The sequence below is a fragment of the Pseudomonas sp. Tof1 genome, from assembly GCF_055390395.1.
Genome location: NZ_AP024344.1, coordinates 6,504,820 through 6,520,083, shown reverse-complemented (window position 1 = coordinate 6,520,083; position 15,264 = coordinate 6,504,820). Strand labels below are relative to the sequence as shown.

The 15,264-nt window shown below is 63.3% G+C and carries 14 protein-coding genes, 1 pseudogene and 1 riboswitch; of the genes and pseudogenes, 7 read left to right on the top strand and 8 right to left on the bottom strand.

The features are described 5' to 3' along the window. Positions 1-765, top strand: a complete 765-nt coding sequence (gene madM, locus ACZ5KU_RS29405; protein ID WP_054061302.1) for a malonate transporter subunit MadM — start codon at positions 1-3, stop codon at positions 763-765. A 1-nt stretch (position 766) separates the two neighbouring features. Here the strand turns inward: madM and ACZ5KU_RS29400 are convergent, their stop codons facing one another. Both ACZ5KU_RS29400 and ACZ5KU_RS29395 read right to left on the bottom strand, forming a co-directional pair. Beyond that, positions 767-1,681, bottom strand: coding sequence for a LysR family transcriptional regulator (locus ACZ5KU_RS29400; RefSeq protein WP_054061303.1), 915 nt, complete (start codon positions 1,679-1,681; stop codon positions 767-769). A 79-nt stretch (positions 1,682-1,760) separates the two neighbouring features. After that, entirely contained in the window at positions 1,761-2,825 is a 1,065-nt protein-coding gene (locus ACZ5KU_RS29395) for a TauD/TfdA family dioxygenase (protein WP_054061304.1), read from the bottom strand. A 201-nt stretch (positions 2,826-3,026) separates the two neighbouring features. Here ACZ5KU_RS29395 and trhA point away from each other — a divergent pair, with 201 nt between their 5' ends. Beyond that, positions 3,027-3,644 carry a PAQR family membrane homeostasis protein TrhA gene (trhA, locus tag ACZ5KU_RS29390; RefSeq protein ID WP_054061305.1) on the top strand — a complete coding sequence of 206 codons (618 nt, stop codon included), beginning with the start codon at positions 3,027-3,029 and terminating at the stop codon, positions 3,642-3,644. A gap of 4 nt (positions 3,645-3,648) precedes the next feature. Here trhA and ACZ5KU_RS29385 read toward each other — a convergent pair whose 3' ends face one another. Both ACZ5KU_RS29385 and ACZ5KU_RS29380 read right to left on the bottom strand, forming a co-directional pair. Then, complete coding sequence (locus ACZ5KU_RS29385) at positions 3,649-4,368, bottom strand: 16S rRNA (uracil(1498)-N(3))-methyltransferase (protein ID WP_054063526.1); 720 nt, start codon at positions 4,366-4,368, stop codon at positions 3,649-3,651. 88 nt (positions 4,369-4,456) lie between these two features. Next, a pseudogene (locus tag ACZ5KU_RS29380) lies at positions 4,457-5,862 on the bottom strand (adenosylmethionine--8-amino-7-oxononanoate transaminase). A 343-nt stretch (positions 5,863-6,205) separates the two neighbouring features. Here ACZ5KU_RS29380 and ACZ5KU_RS29375 point away from each other — a divergent pair. Together ACZ5KU_RS29375 and ACZ5KU_RS29370 are read left to right on the top strand one after the other, a co-directional pair. Next, entirely contained in the window at positions 6,206-6,757 is a 552-nt protein-coding gene (locus ACZ5KU_RS29375; protein ID WP_054063524.1) for a cytochrome b, read from the top strand. A gap of 31 nt (positions 6,758-6,788) precedes the next feature. Further along, on the top strand, positions 6,789-7,367 hold the full coding sequence (locus tag ACZ5KU_RS29370) for a YceI family protein (protein WP_054063523.1): 579 nt from the start codon (positions 6,789-6,791) through the stop codon (positions 7,365-7,367). Positions 7,368-7,516: 149 nt separating this feature from the next. On the opposite strand, the gene ACZ5KU_RS29365 is transcribed toward ACZ5KU_RS29370, so the two are convergent. The 4 genes from ACZ5KU_RS29365 to ahcY form a co-directional block, all read right to left on the bottom strand. Next, positions 7,517-9,370 carry a DEAD/DEAH box helicase gene (locus ACZ5KU_RS29365; RefSeq protein ID WP_464736600.1) on the bottom strand — a complete coding sequence of 618 codons (1,854 nt, stop codon included), beginning with the start codon at positions 9,368-9,370 and terminating at the stop codon, positions 7,517-7,519. Positions 9,371-9,676: 306 nt separating this feature from the next. Beyond that, on the bottom strand, positions 9,677-10,435 hold the full coding sequence (locus ACZ5KU_RS29360) for a substrate-binding periplasmic protein (RefSeq protein WP_054059718.1): 759 nt from the start codon (positions 10,433-10,435) through the stop codon (positions 9,677-9,679). 132 nt (positions 10,436-10,567) lie between these two features. Then, positions 10,568-11,413 carry a methylenetetrahydrofolate reductase [NAD(P)H] gene (gene metF, locus ACZ5KU_RS29355; protein WP_054059719.1) on the bottom strand — a complete coding sequence of 282 codons (846 nt, stop codon included), beginning with the start codon at positions 11,411-11,413 and terminating at the stop codon, positions 10,568-10,570. A 155-nt stretch (positions 11,414-11,568) separates the two neighbouring features. Next, the gene (gene ahcY, locus ACZ5KU_RS29350; protein ID WP_054063520.1) at positions 11,569-12,978 is read right to left on the bottom strand and encodes an adenosylhomocysteinase; all 1,410 of its coding nucleotides are present in this window, start codon (positions 12,976-12,978) and stop codon (positions 11,569-11,571) included. Between the two features lie 21 nt (positions 12,979-12,999). Continuing rightward, a riboswitch (S-adenosyl-L-homocysteine riboswitch) is annotated at positions 13,000-13,106 on the bottom strand. Between the two features lie 196 nt (positions 13,107-13,302). On the opposite strand from ahcY, the gene ACZ5KU_RS29345 reads away from it, so the two are divergent. The 3 genes from ACZ5KU_RS29345 to ACZ5KU_RS29335 all read left to right on the top strand — a co-directional run bounded on the left by ACZ5KU_RS29345 (position 13,303) and on the right by ACZ5KU_RS29335 (position 15,226). Next, positions 13,303-13,710, top strand: coding sequence for an acyl-CoA thioesterase (locus ACZ5KU_RS29345; protein ID WP_054059721.1), 408 nt, complete (start codon positions 13,303-13,305; stop codon positions 13,708-13,710). 73 nt (positions 13,711-13,783) lie between these two features. Continuing rightward, positions 13,784-14,638, top strand: coding sequence for a formate/nitrite transporter family protein (locus ACZ5KU_RS29340; protein ID WP_054059722.1), 855 nt, complete (start codon positions 13,784-13,786; stop codon positions 14,636-14,638). 201 nt (positions 14,639-14,839) lie between these two features. Next, entirely contained in the window at positions 14,840-15,226 is a 387-nt protein-coding gene (locus ACZ5KU_RS29335) for an MAPEG family protein (RefSeq protein ID WP_464736599.1), read from the top strand. Positions 15,227-15,264 lie beyond the last annotated feature (38 nt).

Below are 15,264 nucleotides of genomic sequence, written 5' to 3'. Positions count from 1 at the left end.
ATGTGGGCTATCGTCGAGAAAGCATTGGAGCACAATGGGCTGATCACCGCGTTCGCGCTGGTCGGAGTGGTGATGTGGCTGTCGGTGCTGCTCTCCAGGCACCTGACCCTGGGTCGCATCCACGGTTCGGCGATCGCCATCGTGATCGGCCTGGTCCTGGCCTGGATCGGTGGCACGTTGACCGGTGGGCAGAAGGGCCTGGCCGACATGGCGCTGTTCTCCGGCATCGGCCTGATGGGCGGCGCCATGTTGCGCGACTTCGCGATCGTCGCCACCGCCTTCGAGGTGCAGGCCACCGAGGCGAGGAAGGCCGGCCTGATCGGCGCGGTGTCGCTGTTGCTGGGCACCGTGCTGCCGTTCATGGTCGGCGCGAGCATGGCCTGGGCCTTCGGTTATCGCGATGCGGTGAGCATGACCACCATCGGTGCCGGGGCGGTGACCTATATCGTCGGGCCGGTGACCGGTGCGGCGATCGGGGCCAGTTCCGATGTGATCGCCCTGTCGATCGCCACGGGCCTGATCAAGGCGATCATCGTGATGGTCGGCACGCCAGTGGCGGCGCGCTGGATGGGCCTGGACAATCCGCGTTCGGCGATGGTGTTCGGCGGCCTGGCCGGGACGGTCAGTGGCGTGACGGCCGGGCTCGCGGCGACGGATCGGCGGCTGGTACCCTATGGCGCGCTGACTGCGACCTTCCATACCGGGCTGGGCTGCCTGCTCGGGCCGTCGGTGCTGTTTTTCATCGTGCGAGGCCTGGTGGGCTGATTCAGGCGCGATGGTTGGCATACATCCGGCACTCCGCCAGGAGTGCCAGCAGGTTGGGGTCGCGCTCCTTGGCCTTGAGGAATACCACGCCGATATGCTGCTGCAGGTGGTAGCGCGGCTGCAGCGGAATCAGTTTCACCCGGTTTTCGTACACCGCGGCGATCCGCCCGGGCAGCAGCGCATAGCCGACGCCGGAGCTGACCATGCTCAGCAGGGTGAAGATATCGTTGACCTGCATCGCCACCTTGGGCTCGAAGCCCGCCTGTTCGAACACCCGATTGCCGTCGCGGTGGGTGGCGAAGCCCTGGGTCAGGGTGATGAAGGTCATGTCGCGCAGGTCCGCCAGGTCGACCTGGGCCTGTTGGGCGAAAGGCGAGTCGGCGGGCGTGGCGAGAAAGATATCGTCGGAGAACAGCGGCAGGTGTTCGCAGTCCGGATCTTGGGTGGTTTCGTCCAGCGACACCAGGATCGCGTCCACTTCCATGTTCCTGAGCTGGTACAGCAGGTCGATGTTCGAGCCGAGGATGAGGTCGATGTTCAGCTCGCTGCGACGGATCTTCAGGCCCATGATCAACTGCGGCACGGTCTTCACCGTCAGTGAGTAGAGCGAGCCGAGCTTGAAGCGTTCGGCGCAGAAGCCGGCGGCCTCACGGGTCAGGCGCACGCTTTCGACCACGTCCTGGATCAGTTTCTGCGCCCGCTCTTCCAGCACATAGGCGCTTTCCAGCGGTGTCAGGTTGCGCCCCTCGTGCTTGAACAGCGGGCAACGCAGGGCATTTTCCAGGGAATGGATGGCGCGGTGCACGCTGACGTTGCTGGTCTGCAGTTCGGCCGCCGCCCGGGCCAGGTTGCCGGTGCGCATGAAGGCCAGGAACACTTCGAGCTTTTTCAGGGTCAGTTCTTCATCGATCAACATGGGACGGACTCTTTTTCGAATGCTCCGATTGTGCCCAAGTCCCGGAGAGTTGGCTGAGGCTTTTTCAGTGGCCCCCCGTTCAACCGATCAGGCCGTTGCTGGCCGCCAGTCGCTGTTGGAAGGCCCGCAGCGTCTCATCGACCGGACAACCCTGATAGCCGCCGCGCAAGGCCTGGGCCCTGACGTTGCCATAGGCCGGCAGGAAGCTCTCGGGCAGTGGACGACTGCAGGCGGTGGCATGCCACTGGCGCAGCAGGTGGCGCTGGCGGCCGGGCTGCGCGCTGTCGGTAAAGCTGGTGCGGGCATGGCAGACCAGGTGGTTGTTGAGAAACTGCAGGTCGCCGGGCAACAGCTCCAGTTCCAGGCACATGTCCGGCAGGCAGGCGGTGTCATGCACCGCGTTCAGTGCGGCGCGGGCGATGTTGCCCAGGCGCGGTGCCCCCGGCAGGCGCTCGCAGTCGAGGTTGCGCTGACGATAGAAGCGGCTGGCGAAGACGCCGTGCTCCAGGGCGAATACCGGGCAGAGAAAAAAGCGCCTGTCGCTGGCGCTGTCGCGTGTCGGGTCGTAGAACGCCAGGGGTTGATAGAGCGCTTGGCACAACGCCGGATTCTCGCGCATCAGCCGGTCGTGCACGGCCCGCAGGCTGGCCAGGCGGAACAGCCCGCCGCGGGCCGCCTGGCGCAGGCAGAGCAGGGTAGTCAGGTCGCAGGCATCGGTGTGGAACTCCATGGAGCGGCTGGTGATGTGGCTGCGATGGGTCGGGTGATGGGGTTGCTGGCGGTCACGGACATCAACCAGTAACTCGCCTGCGTGATTCTGTACCAGCGGCACGCCCAGGTGCAGGCCGATACCCCAGGCGAGCAGGCGTGCCTGCTCGGGCGTCTTGTCGGCCACGGGAAATCCGGTGATCAGGAATACCCCGAGGCCCCGCTCGGTTTCCAGGACGGCCCGCTGCAGCAATTCATGTACCGTGGGCAGCGGGAAGTCCCGCGGGGTCATGTCCAGCGGCGATCTGCCCCGGCGTTTTGCATACTCCAGGGCGCAATCGACTTCGATGACCTGGGAGCGATCGAGGCGGTGTATCCAGGACAGCGAATGCTCGATCAGCTTTTCGCGGTTCCAGGCCTGGAGTGTTCGGGTCATGGCGGGCTCCCGTGGGGTGATGATTCGGGGCCTTCCATTTTCTGTATCGGCCGGCGATTTTTTTTTAATCTATGGAGCGAAATCCGGAAGCTTGTTTCCTCTTTGAAGGTAGGAAGCGGCTGTACAGGGCATCGGGCGACTGGGCCAGGCATGGCGTAGCGGGCCTGATGAAGTGTCCTGAGCAATGGAGGTGGGCGGTACATGTATCACGGGGAACGACTCAACGCCTGGACCCATCTGGTGGGGGCGATACTGGCGAGCATCGGCGCGATCTGGCTGCTGGTGATGGCAAGCCTGGATGGCAGCCCGTGGAAGATCGTCAGCGTGGCGATCTACGGGGTCACGCTGATGGCACTCTATAGCGTCTCGACCGTGTACCACAGCGTCCGCGGGCGGGCGAAGGTGATCATGCAGAAGGTCGATCACCTGTCGATCTACCTGCTGATCGCCGGCAGCTACACGCCGTTCTGCCTGGTCACTCTGCGCGGACCATGGGGTTGGACGTTGTTCGGCATCGTCTGGGGGCTGGCGGTGATCGGCATGTTGCAGGAGATCAAGCCGCGCTCGGAGGCGCGGATCCTGTCGATCGTGATCTATGCGGTGATGGGCTGGATCGTGCTGGTGGCGATCAAGCCGCTGCTGGCGGCCCTGGGCATGGCCGGGTTCATCTGGCTGGCCACGGGCGGGGCGCTATACACCCTGGGCATCATCTTCTTCGCCCTGGATCACCGGCTACGGCATTCCCACGGGATCTGGCACCTGTTCGTGATCGCCGGCAGCGCCCTGCATTTCGTGGCGATCTTCTGGTACGTGATCTGATGCGTCAGAAATCGCCCCACAGCTGCTGGGCCACCGCCAGGGCCACCACCGGTGCGGTCTCGGTGCGCAGCACCCGCGGACCGAGGCGTGCGGGCAGGTAGCCGGCCTTGGCCGCCTGCTCGACTTCGGCGTCGGACAAACCGCCTTCAGGGCCGATCAGAAAGGCCAGGCTGGCCGGCCTGGGATGGCTGGTCAGCGGTTCGGCCACCGGGTGCAGCACCAGTTTCAGTTCGGCCTGGGCCTGTTTCAGCCATTCACCCAGCGGCAGCGGCGGGTGGATCACCGGCAGGGTGGAGCGGCCGCACTGTTCACAGGCACTGATCGCGATCTGCCGCCAGTGGGCCAGGCGCTTGTCGGCGCGCTCGTCCTTGAGGCGGACTTCACAGCGCTCGCTGACGATCGGGGTGATTTCGCTGACGCCCAACTCGGTGGCTTTCTGGATCGCCCAATCCATCCGTTCGCCCCGGGACAGGCCCTGGCCGAGGTGGATGTGCAGCGGCGAGTCCGGTTGGCCGGCGAAGCTTTCGGTCAGTTGCACACGCACGTGCTTCTTGCCGACTTCCAGCAGGGTACCGAGGAATTCGTGGCCGGAGCCGTCGAACACCTGCAGCGCGTCCCCTTCGGCCATGCGCAGTACGCGGCCGATGTAGTGGGCCTGGGCCTCCGGCAGTTCGTGTTCGCCGAGGCTCAGAGGGGCGTCGATAAAGAAGCGGGACAGTCTCATGGTGTATCTCTGGATATCGGAATGATGGGTTGCCGGGGCGCCGCACTGCCGCGAATGGGTCGCGTGCGCCCGCTTGGCTTCTGTGGGGTTAGCCCGGATCACGGAAGTCCGGATGGAAGTTTTCCGGCACCGCCACGCTGACCGCGCTGCGGGTGGCAATGTCGATCCCCTCGCTGGCCACTTCGGCGAGGAAGTCGATCTGTTCCGGCGTGATCACGTAGGGTGGCAGGAAGTACACCACGTTGCCCAGCGGCCGCAGCAGGGCGCCGCGCTCCAGGGCATGCTGGAACACCTTGAGGCCACGGCGCTCCTGCCACGGGTAGGCGGCCTTGCTGGCCTTGTCCTGGACCATCTCGATCGCCAGGGCCATGCCGGTCTGGCGCACTTCGGCAACGTGCGGGTGATCCGCCAGGTGCGCGGTGGAACTGGCCATCCGTTGGGCCAGGGCCCGGTTGTTCTCGATGACGTTGTCCTGCTCGAAGATATCCAGGGTCGCCAGCGCCGCCGCACAGGCCAGCGGGTTGCCGGTGTAGCTGTGGGAATGGAGGAACGCGCGCAGGGTCGGGTAGTCGTCGTAGAAGGCGCCGTAGACGTCCTCGGTGGTCAGGCACGCCGCCAGGGGCAGGTAGCCGCCGGTGAGCGCCTTGGACAGGCAGAGGAAGTCCGGACGGATACCGGCCTGTTCGCAGGCGAACATCGTACCGGTGCGGCCGAAGCCCACGGCGATTTCATCGTGGATCAGGTGTACGCCGTAGCGGTCGCAGGCCTCGCGCAGCAGCTTGAGGTACACCGGATGGTACATGCGCATGCCGCCGGCTCCCTGGATCAGCGGTTCGACGATCACTGCGGCGACGCTCTGGTGATTCTCCGCCAGGGTCTGTTCCATGACCTGGAACAGGTTGCGCGAATGCTCTTCCCAGCTCATGCCCTGCGCACGCATGTAGCAGTCCGGGCTCGGCACCTTGATGGTGTCCAGCAGCAGGGCCTTGTAGGTCTCGGTGAACAGCGGCACGTCGCCTACCGACATCGCCGCCACGGTCTCGCCGTGGTAGCTGTTGGTCAGGGTGATGTAGCGTTTCTTCTGCGGCTGGCCGCGGTTGAGCCAGTAATGAAAGCTCATCTTCAGCGCGACTTCGATGCAGGACGAACCGTTATCGGCATAGAAGCAGCGGGTCAGGCCTTCGGGGTCATCTTCACCAGGCGCTCGGACAGCTCGATCACCGGCTGGTGGCTGAAACCGGCGAGGATCACGTGCTCCAGCTGGTCGACCTGGTCCTTGATGCGCTGGTTGATGCGCGGGTTGCAGTGGCCGAACACGTTGACCCACCAGGAGCTGACGGCATCGAGGTAGCGCTTGCCGTCGAAATCCTCCAGCCACACGCCTTCGCCGCGCTTGATGGGGATCATCGGCAGTTGCTCGTGATCTTTCATCTGGGTGCAGGGATGCCACAGCACCGCGAGATCGCGTTGCATCCACTGGTTGTTCAGGCTCATTTCCACTCTCCCACGGGCACCTTGCGACAGGCGCGGGCCAACAATCGCGCAAGCCTATGCAATGCCGGGCGACGGGACAACCCGTGCCGGTCATTCAACGGCCTCGCCACCGGCGAAGTGTCCGGGCGACGCGGCCTGCAGCGGTTGCAACGATTATCCTCCGGCGCCTCGAATAAAGTCGCCCGCCGGGGTGTTCCGGATAGGCGGCGACCTTAATATTTTCTTAACCCGCTCGTTCCAGACTTATGATCGTATTTCTCGATATTTCAAAGCAAAATTTTTCGCTTTAATTCGATAGGTAAACCATTAGTCTTGGGCGCAGTACTTACAGGATCTCTCGGCCATGCAGCTACGTAATTCATCTTCCCGCTACGGCGCAGTCAGCATGCTCCTGCATTGGGGCGTGGCTCTGGTGGTCTTCGGCCTTTTCGCGCTGGGCTTGTGGATGGTCGGTCTCGACTACTACAGCGAGTACCGCAAGGCCGCTCCGGACCTGCATAAAAGTATCGGCTTGACCCTGTTCGCGGTGATGGTCGTACGGCTGGCCTGGCGTTTCATCAGCCCGCCGCCGCCGGCACCGTCCAATCATGGCCGCCTGACCCGCCTGGGCGCCAAGTTCGGCCATGCGTTCCTCTATCTGGGCCTTTTCGCCCTGATGTTCTCCGGGTACCTGATTTCCACCGCAGAAGGTGTCGGGATTCCGGTGTTCAATCTGTTCGACGTGCCGGCCTGGATTTCCAGCATCCCCGACCAGGCGGATGTGGCTGGCACGGTGCACCTGTACCTGGCCTGGACCGTGGTGATCTTTGCCGTTCTCCATGGCCTGGCTGCGCTGAAACACCACTTTATCGATCGTGATGCGACGCTGACCCGCATGCTGGGTCGCAAAGCCTGATGTTCAACCTCGACTCAAAAGGAATAGAAGCATGTTGAAAAAGACTCTCGCCGCCCTGGCAATCGGTACCGCACTGTTCACTGCCGGTCAGGCGATGGCCGCTGACTACGTGATCGACAAGGAAGGCCAGCACGCCTTCATCGACTGGAAGATCAGCCACCTGGGCTACAGCTTCGTACACGGCACCTTCAAGGACTGGAGCGGCAAGTTCAGCTTCGACGCCAAGGCGCCTGAAGCGAGCAAGATCGAGGTCGAGCTGAAGACCGCCAGCCTGTTCTCCAACCACGCCGAGCGTGACAAGCACATCGCCAGCAAGGACTTCCTGGACGTTGCCAAGTATCCGGAAGCCAAGTTTGTCTCCACCAGCGTCAAATCCACTGGCGAGAAAACCGCTGACGTGACCGGTGACCTGACCCTGCACGGCGTGACCAAGCCGGTGACCTTCAAGGCCACCTTCAACGGTGAAGGCAAGGACCCATGGGGCGGCTACCGTGCCGGCTTCAACGGTACCACCACCCTCAACCTGAACGATTTCGGCATCAAGGGCCCAGGCCCATCCTCCCAGACTCTGGACCTGGACATCTCGTTCGAAGGCGTAAAGGCCAAGTAATACTTTTCCTGTAGGAGCAGCGCTTGTTCGCGAAGGGGCCCGATGGGCATGGCTTGGCGGGCAAACCCTACTCCTGCAGGGGAAGCTGGCCACAATGAAAACGCCCCGGTTCTCACGAACCGGGGGCGTTTTCATTGCCGAGGGAATACTCAGCGATTGCGGGTCAGCAACGCCGGTTTCTCGCCGCGTGGGCGGTTCGGCAACTGGTCCAGTTGCTCAGGCGTCAGGGAGCGATCGATCTTCGACTCCTTGTGCATGATCTTCGGCTGGTTCTCACGAGGGCTTTTCAACGCCGGCTCCTGGCGGAACGACTGGTCGTCCCGGGCCGGACGACGGTTGCGCGAGTCGTCGCGACGTGGCTGGCCATCCCGCGCTGCGCCATTACGGCCAGTGCGCTTCTGGGCACCCGCGCCGGCACCGGCACCGGTGCCGTTGCTGCCGCGCTGGCCATTCTGCCGGCCCTGGCCCTGGGCTGCACCGCCACGGGCTGCGCCTTGTCCGGCACCGCCGGGACGGCGACCACGACCCTGGGGCTTGGCGGCCTGTGGCACGTAGTCGACACGGTTGCCGAAGTTGTCCACGTCGTCATCGAGAAACTCTTCCGGGTCGCGGTCCGGTGCCGGACGCGGGATCTGGCGCTGTTGCTGCTGCTCGCGAGGCTTCTGCTCACGGGCCGGACGCTCGCCGCGACCGCTGTTCGCCGGCTTCTCCTTGCCGCCCTTGTCCTTGCCCTTGTCCTTGCGACCGCTACCGCTGCCACCGCCGTTGGCGCCGTCGCCACGGGGAGCACGCGCGTTGCGCGGGTTGCGGCCTTCCGGACGCTCGCGTACTTCCGGTTTTTCCGCTTCCACGGCGCTGGCGTCGAAGCCCATCAGGTCGCCGTCGGCGATTTTCTGCCGGGTCATGCGCTCGATGCTTTTCAGCAGTTTCTCTTCGTCCGGAGCGACCAGGGAAATCGCCTCGCCCGAGCGACCGGCACGGCCGGTACGACCGATGCGGTGGACGTAGTCTTCATCGACGTTCGGCAGTTCGAAGTTGACCACGTGCGGCAACTGGTCGATATCCAGGCCGCGGGCGGCGATATCGGTGGCGACCAGGATGCGGATCTCGCCGGCCTTGAAGTCGGCCAGGGCCTTGGTGCGGGCGTTCTGGCTCTTGTTGCCGTGGATCGCCGCGGCGGTCAGGCCGTGCTTGTCCAGGTACTCGGCCAGGCGGTTGGCACCGTGCTTGGTGCGGGTGAACACCAGCACCTGTTCCCAGGCGCCGGTGGTGATCAGGTGGGCCAGCAGGGCGCGCTTGTGGCTGGCGGCCAGGCGGAACACACGCTGCTCGATACGCTCGACCGTGGTGTTCGGTGGCGTCACCTCGATGCGCTCCGGGTTGTGCAGCAGCTTGCTCGCCAGGTCGGTGATGTCCTTGGAGAAGGTCGCCGAGAACAGCAGGTTCTGCCGCTTGGCCGGCAGCCGTGCGAGAACCTTCTTCACGTCATGGACGAAGCCCATGTCGAGCATGCGGTCGGCTTCGTCCAGCACGAGGATTTCCACGTGGGACAGGTCGACGCTGCCTTGCCCGGCCAGGTCCAGCAGGCGCCCCGGGCAAGCGACGAGCACGTCGACGCCACGGGCCATGGCCTGGATCTGCGGGTTCATGCCGACACCGCCGAAAATGCAGGCGCTGACGAATTTCAGGTCGCGGGCATAGAGCTTGAAGCTGTCGTGCACCTGGGCGGCCAGTTCGCGGGTCGGGGTCAGGACCAGTACGCGCGGTTGGCGCGGGCCGTGACGCTGGGATTTGTCCGGGTGACCGTTGGGGAACAACCGCTCCAGAATCGGGAGGGCGAAACCGCCGGTTTTACCAGTACCTGTCTGTGCCGCGACCATCAGGTCGCGACCTTGCAACACGGCGGGAATGGCCCGCTGTTGCACCGGAGTAGGCTCGGTATAGCCGGCGGCCTCGATGGCGCCGACCAAAGCCTCGGAGAGACCGAGGGAAGCAAAGGACATGAGTAATCCTGTTCAGTTAGGGCAAAGCCCGATGGGAATCTTGCCTGGCGCGAATGGCATCTGGGAGCTGAACAAAAGCGGCCGGCAGCGTGTGCGGCGTTTTCCTGTCCGGTCCTGGAGGACGCAATCCCGTCCGGTAATGCTGGATCTTGAGGCTCTACGCACGGCGCGCGCTGGCTCTTTGGCGGCGCAGGTCACTGTGTCGGAATACCTGATGCAAGGTCGAGCGTCCGGGCGTAAGCCTGGCGGGAACGCCGGAGTATAACAGAGCAATCGGCCTGTGCCGCGTTCCTGCTGCTCAACGGTTCACTGCTTTTTCCCGGCGCCGGGCGCGCCGGCATAGCGGGCGTTGAGTTCGGCATAGGCCGGTTCGCGCTTGAACCGCTTGAGTTCGGCGTTGAAGCGCTGCATCAGCAGGTCCATGCCGGCGTTGCGACGCAGGGCCAGGTATTGCCGATTGCGGCTGATCACGCTCGGGTACTGGGCGATCTGCTCCTGCAGGTTCAATTCGTTGAGCACATGCTGACCGACGCGGCGGTCGGTGATCACCAGGTCGATGCGCCCCAGGGCCAGCTTGCCGAAGTTGGACTCATGGCTGGGGGCCGGTTCGTGTCGGAACAGGCGCGATTCGTTGAATTGCGGACTGTACTGATAGCCCGGCGAGACGCCTACGGTCAGCCCGCGCAGATCATCCAGGCTGCTGAACGGATGGGGATGGGCCTTGGCGTAGAAGAGCACGAACTCCACTTCGGACAGTGCCTCGTCGGGATACAGCAGTTTGTCGTCGCGCTGGCTGCTGTGAAAGATATCCAGGGCGCCGTCGGCCTGGCCCTGTTCGAGCATCGCCAGGCAACGTTTCCAGGGCAGGAACTGCCACTCCACCTCGATCCCCAGGCGCTGGAAGACAATCGCCGTGGTCTCGTAGTCCAGGCCCTTGGCCTGGCCATTCTCCTCGTAGACATAGGGGGCCCAGGGTTCGGTGACAATGCGCAGTCGCTCGCCCCGGGCCGTCAGGCTCAGGCAAGTCAGGACAATGGCTGTCAGCAGTTGGGCAATGACGGGCATTGCCAGAGAGTACGATGGGCGCGCAGTAAATAGCCAGAGCCGCGTGAGGGCTCTGTCCCGGGCTATTCCCGTTGCAATAAAAAAGGCCCTGGCTTGCGCGAGGACCTTTTGTTCACGGCCTTTGCTGTCGGATCAGCGCGGCAGCTTGAGATTGTTCCATACCGCCAGGCTCGGTTCGGCCAGGTTCAGGGTATAGAAATGCAGACCCGGCGCGCCGCCTTGCAGCAGGCGTTCGCACATCTGGGTGACCACCTGCTCGCCGAAGGCCTGGATGCTCTGGCTGTCATCGCCGTAGGCTTCCAACTGCTTGCGGACCCAGCGTGGGATTTCCGCGCCGCAGGCGTCGGAGAAGCGTGCCAGCTTGCTGTAGTTGGTGATCGGCATGATGCCCGGCACGATCGGGATGTTCACCCCCAGTGCCCGTACGCGGTCGACGAAGTAGAAGTAGCTGTCGGCGTTGAAGAAGTACTGGGTGATCGCACTGTCGGCACCGGCGTTGGCCTTGCGCACGAAATGCTGGATGTCGTCTTCGAAATTGCGCGCCTGCGGGTGCATTTCCGGGTAGGCGGCGACTTCGATGTGGAAATGGCTGCCGGTCTCTTCACGGATGAAGCTGACCAGGTCGTTGGCGTGGCGCAGTTCGCCGCTGGCCATGCCCATGCCGGAGGGCAGGTCGCCGCGCAGGGCGACGATGCGCTTGATGCCGGCGTCCTTGTACTGGGTCAGCAGGCCGCGCAGGTCGTTCTTGCTGTCGCCCACGCAGGACAGGTGCGGAGCGGAAGGAATCTTTACTTCGCTCTCGAGCTGCAGCACGGTGTTGAGTGTGCGGTCGCGGGTCGAGCCGCCGGCACCGTAGGTGCAGGAGAAGAAGTCGGGATTGTGGCTGGCCAGCTGGCGGGCAGTGGCGAGCAGCTTTTCATGCCCAGCATCGGTCTTGGTCGGGAAGAACTCGAAGCTGTAGCGACGATCTTGGGACATGGTAATACCTGTGGAAGCTCAGAATACCAGTGTGGGAGCTGCCTGCCCGCAATGCAGTGGCCTCGATTCTGCAACAGTACCGAGGCGCTGCCATCGCCGGCAAGCCAGCTCCCACAACAGCCTGCTCTCGCCGGGAGAGCAGGCAACCAGGCCGATCAGTAGCGGTAGGCGTGCGGCTTGAACGGACCTTCGACGCTCACGCCGATGTAGTCGGCCTGGGTCTTGGTCAGTTGGGTGACCACGCCGCCGAAGCCGCGGACCATTTCCAGGGCCACTTCCTCGTCGAGTTTCTTCGGCAGTACCTCAACGGTCAGGCGCTCGGCTTTCTGGGCAGGCGACAGGTCGGCGTACTTCTGGCCGAACAGGAAGATCTGCGCCAGTACCTGGTTGGCGAACGAACCGTCCATGATGCGGCTTGGGTGACCGGTGGCGTTGCCCAGGTTCACCAGGCGGCCTTCGGCCAGCAGGATCAGGTAGTCGTCGTTCTGCGGGTCGAAATCGCCGTGGCCGGTGCGGTGGATCTTGTGCACCTGCGGCTTCACTTCTTCCCATGCCCAGTTCTTGCGCATGAAGGCGGTGTCGATTTCGTTGTCGAAGTGACCGATGTTGCAGACCACGGCGCGCTTCTTCAGGGCCTTGAGCATGTTCGCATCGCAGACGTTGACGTTACCGGTGGTGGTGACGATCAGGTCGATCTTGCCCAGCAGGGCCTTGTCGATGCTGGCTTCGGTGCCGTTGTTGATCCCGTCGATGAACGGCGAAACCACTTCGAAACCGTCCATGCAGGCCTGCATGGCGCAGATCGGGTCGACTTCGGTGACCTTGACGATCATGCCTTCCTGACGCAGGGACTGGGCCGAGCCCTTGCCCACGTCGCCGTAGCCGATCACCAGGGCCTGCTTGCCGGACAGCAGGTGGTCGGTACCGCGCTTGATGGCATCGTTCAGGCTGTGACGGCAGCCGTACTTGTTGTCGTTCTTGCTCTTGGTGACCGAGTCGTTGACGTTGATCGCCGGGATCTTCAGCTCGCCCTTGGCCAGCATGTCCAGCAGGCGGTGGACGCCGGTGGTGGTTTCCTCGGTGACGCCGTGGACCTTGTCCAGGACCTGCGGGTACTTCTTGTGCAGCAGTTCGGTCAGGTCGCCGCCGTCGTCGAGGACCATGTTGGTGTCCCAAGGCGCGCCATCCTTGAGGATGGTCTGCTCCAGGCACCACTCGTATTCCTGCTCGGTTTCACCTTTCCAGGCGAAGACCGGGATGCCGGCAGCGGCGATGGCGGCAGCGGCCTGGTCCTGGGTCGAGAAGATGTTGCAGGACGACCAGCGAACCTCGGCACCCAGGGCAACCAGGGTTTCGATCAGCACGGCGGTCTGGATGGTCATGTGGATGCAGCCCAGGATCTTGGCACCCTTGAGCGGTTGCTCGGCCAGATACTTGCGGCGCAGACCCATCAGGGCAGGCATTTCCGATTCGGCGATGATGATTTCGCGACGGCCCCAGGCAGCCAGGGACAGGTCGGCGACTTTGTAATCGGTAAAATCTGCAGGCGTGTTGACAGCGCTCATAGAGAGCCTCCATTCGTAGTGTGCGAATGGGCGCCGTTGTGCGTTTAGTATCCGGGCGCATCATCACGACCGGAGAACGCCCCATCCGAGCCTGACAGGTCGAGCCTGCTGCAGCGCCCCTCGGACAGGTGGCGGGTAAACGGTATCAGGGGAAGATGACCGTTTTGATCGGCGCTGAGTATAGCGGCCTGTCGAGGACTTCCCAAGGGTTTCTGTCGGTTCGATGAAGAATGCTCATGGCGACCATAGTCGAGTGTTCATAGAGCTTGACCGTGCGGTCTGCCATGATAGCTGGCATCAATGGCAAGACGGTCAGGTACGCGCATGAATTTCCACACCCGCAAATGGGTCAAACCCGAAGACCTCAACCCCAACGGCACCCTGTTCGGCGGTAGCCTGTTGCGCTGGATCGACGAAGAGGCGGCGATCTATGCCATCGTCCAGCTGGGCAACCAGCGGGTGGTGACCAAGTACATCTCCGAGATCAACTTCGTCAGTGCCTCGCGCCAGGGGGACATCATCGAGCTGGGTATCACGGCCACCGAGTTCGGGCGTACTTCGATCACCCTGACCTGTGAAGTGCGCAACAAGATCACCCGCAAGAGCATCCTGACCGTGGAGAAGATGGTCTTCGTCAACCTGGGCGAAGACGGCCTGCCGGCGCCTCATGGTCGGACCGAGATCAAGTACGTGAAGGACCAGTTCAAGGAGGACGGGATCAGTCCGATCTGATCGCGCCAGTCACTGAACAGCCGCGAACCCGTGGTGTCCCACTTTTCAGGCACACCTTGGGTTCAGGCACTCGATGGATACGCAAAAAGACGGCAAGACCCCGGACCTGTCGCCCGAAGAGCGGCAGGACGTCACACGCAACCAGCCGCCAAGGGCGGCGGTGCTGCATGAAATCATCCGCCTGCAGGGCGACCAGGAACTGGAGCGCAGTGTCGCCGCGCTCGGCTGGTCGGCGCTGGCGGCCGGCCTGACCATGGGCCTGTCGCTGATGGCGATGGGACTGCTCAACTCCCGGTTGCCGGAGGGCGAGGCGTTCAAGGTGATCGCCAGCTTCGGCTACTGCGCGGGCTTTCTCGCGGTGATCCTCGCGCGCCAGCAACTGTTCACCGAAAACACCCTGACGGCGGTGCTGCCGCTGATGAGCCAGCCGACCCTGGGCAACCTCGGTCGCCTGCTGCGCTTATGGGGCGTGGTGCTGGTGGGCAATCTTTGCGGCACGCTGCTGGTGGCCTACGTGATGCTGCATCTGCCGATCTTCGACAACAAGACCGACCTGGCCTTTCTCGAAATCGGTCGCAAGGTCATGGAGCACGAGCCACAACAGATGTTTGCCAAGGGCATCGTGTCCGGCTGGATGATCGCCACCATGGTCTGGATGATCCCGTCCATGGAGAGCGCGAAGATGTGGATCATCATCCTGATCACCTACCTCATGGCGCTGGGCGATTTCACGCATATTGTGGCCGGTTCGGCCGAGGTCTCTTACCTGGTATTCGCCGGGGAACTGTCATGGCGTGAGTTCTGGCTGCACTTCGCCGGCCCTACGCTGGCCGGCAACATCATTGGCGGCAGTTGCATCTTCGCCCTGATCAGTCATGCGCAGATCCGCAGTGAAAGCGGGGCGCCGAGGGATTCGCATGATGCTTGAAAGGTGACCGAGCGGTTCTGGTGAGTACCCAACGCATTCGTATGGCGGCAGGCTTGTCAAAGTGTGAACGTATTTGCCCCGCGGGCCATCAGATGCGCTAGTGTTGTGTGCGCCTTTGCCGACTAGACCGGCTTGCGCGAAACCGGCGTGCCTGCATGCTGGTCGACATGTTCATCCAACTCCAAGAACAAGGACTTTGTCATGACTCCAGCACTCTGGTGTGTATTGATCGCGATCTTCCTGCCCTACTTGTGCACCGGTATCGCCAAGTTCAGTGGTGGCCAGTTCGGGCCGCGGCAGAACCATGACCCGCGGGCGTTCCTGGAAACCCTCGAAGGTTTCGCCAGGCGCGCGCATGCGGCGCAGTTGAACAGTTTCGAGGTGACCCCGGCCTTTGCCGCGGCAGTGATCATCGCGCATCTGGTCGGTCATGCCTCGCTGGTGACGATCAACGTGCTGGCGGTGCTGTTCATCACCAGCCGTCTGCTGTACATCATCTGCTACCTGGCTGACTGGGCAATACTGCGCTCGGTGGTATGGGCAGTGGGGATGGCCTTGATCGCGAGTTTCTTCTTCGTGTCCATCTGAGGCCAGGCGAAGGCTTCTTCGCGGGCAAGCCCGGCTCC

Coding starts and splice junctions, on each gene's coding strand:
- ACZ5KU_RS29335 (WP_464736599.1), top strand. CDS start 14,840: ATGACTCCAGCACTCTGGTGTGTATTGATCGCGATCTTCCTGCCCTAC.
- ACZ5KU_RS29395 (WP_054061304.1), bottom strand. CDS start 2,825: ATGACCCGAACACTCCAGGCCTGGAACCGCGAAAAGCTGATCGAGCAT.
- ACZ5KU_RS29365 (WP_464736600.1), bottom strand. CDS start 9,370: ATGTCCTTTGCTTCCCTCGGTCTCTCCGAGGCTTTGGTCGGCGCCATC.
- ACZ5KU_RS29370 (WP_054063523.1), top strand. CDS start 6,789: ATGTTGAAAAAGACTCTCGCCGCCCTGGCAATCGGTACCGCACTGTTC.
- ahcY (WP_054063520.1), bottom strand. CDS start 12,978: ATGAGCGCTGTCAACACGCCTGCAGATTTTACCGATTACAAAGTCGCC.
- trhA (WP_054061305.1), top strand. CDS start 3,027: ATGTATCACGGGGAACGACTCAACGCCTGGACCCATCTGGTGGGGGCG.
- madM (WP_054061302.1), top strand. CDS start 1: ATGTGGGCTATCGTCGAGAAAGCATTGGAGCACAATGGGCTGATCACC.
- ACZ5KU_RS29400 (WP_054061303.1), bottom strand. CDS start 1,681: ATGTTGATCGATGAAGAACTGACCCTGAAAAAGCTCGAAGTGTTCCTG.
- metF (WP_054059719.1), bottom strand. CDS start 11,413: ATGTCCCAAGATCGTCGCTACAGCTTCGAGTTCTTCCCGACCAAGACC.
- ACZ5KU_RS29345 (WP_054059721.1), top strand. CDS start 13,303: ATGAATTTCCACACCCGCAAATGGGTCAAACCCGAAGACCTCAACCCC.
- ACZ5KU_RS29360 (WP_054059718.1), bottom strand. CDS start 10,435: ATGCCCGTCATTGCCCAACTGCTGACAGCCATTGTCCTGACTTGCCTG.
- ACZ5KU_RS29375 (WP_054063524.1), top strand. CDS start 6,206: ATGCAGCTACGTAATTCATCTTCCCGCTACGGCGCAGTCAGCATGCTC.
- ACZ5KU_RS29340 (WP_054059722.1), top strand. CDS start 13,784: ATGGATACGCAAAAAGACGGCAAGACCCCGGACCTGTCGCCCGAAGAG.
- ACZ5KU_RS29385 (WP_054063526.1), bottom strand. CDS start 4,368: ATGAGACTGTCCCGCTTCTTTATCGACGCCCCTCTGAGCCTCGGCGAA.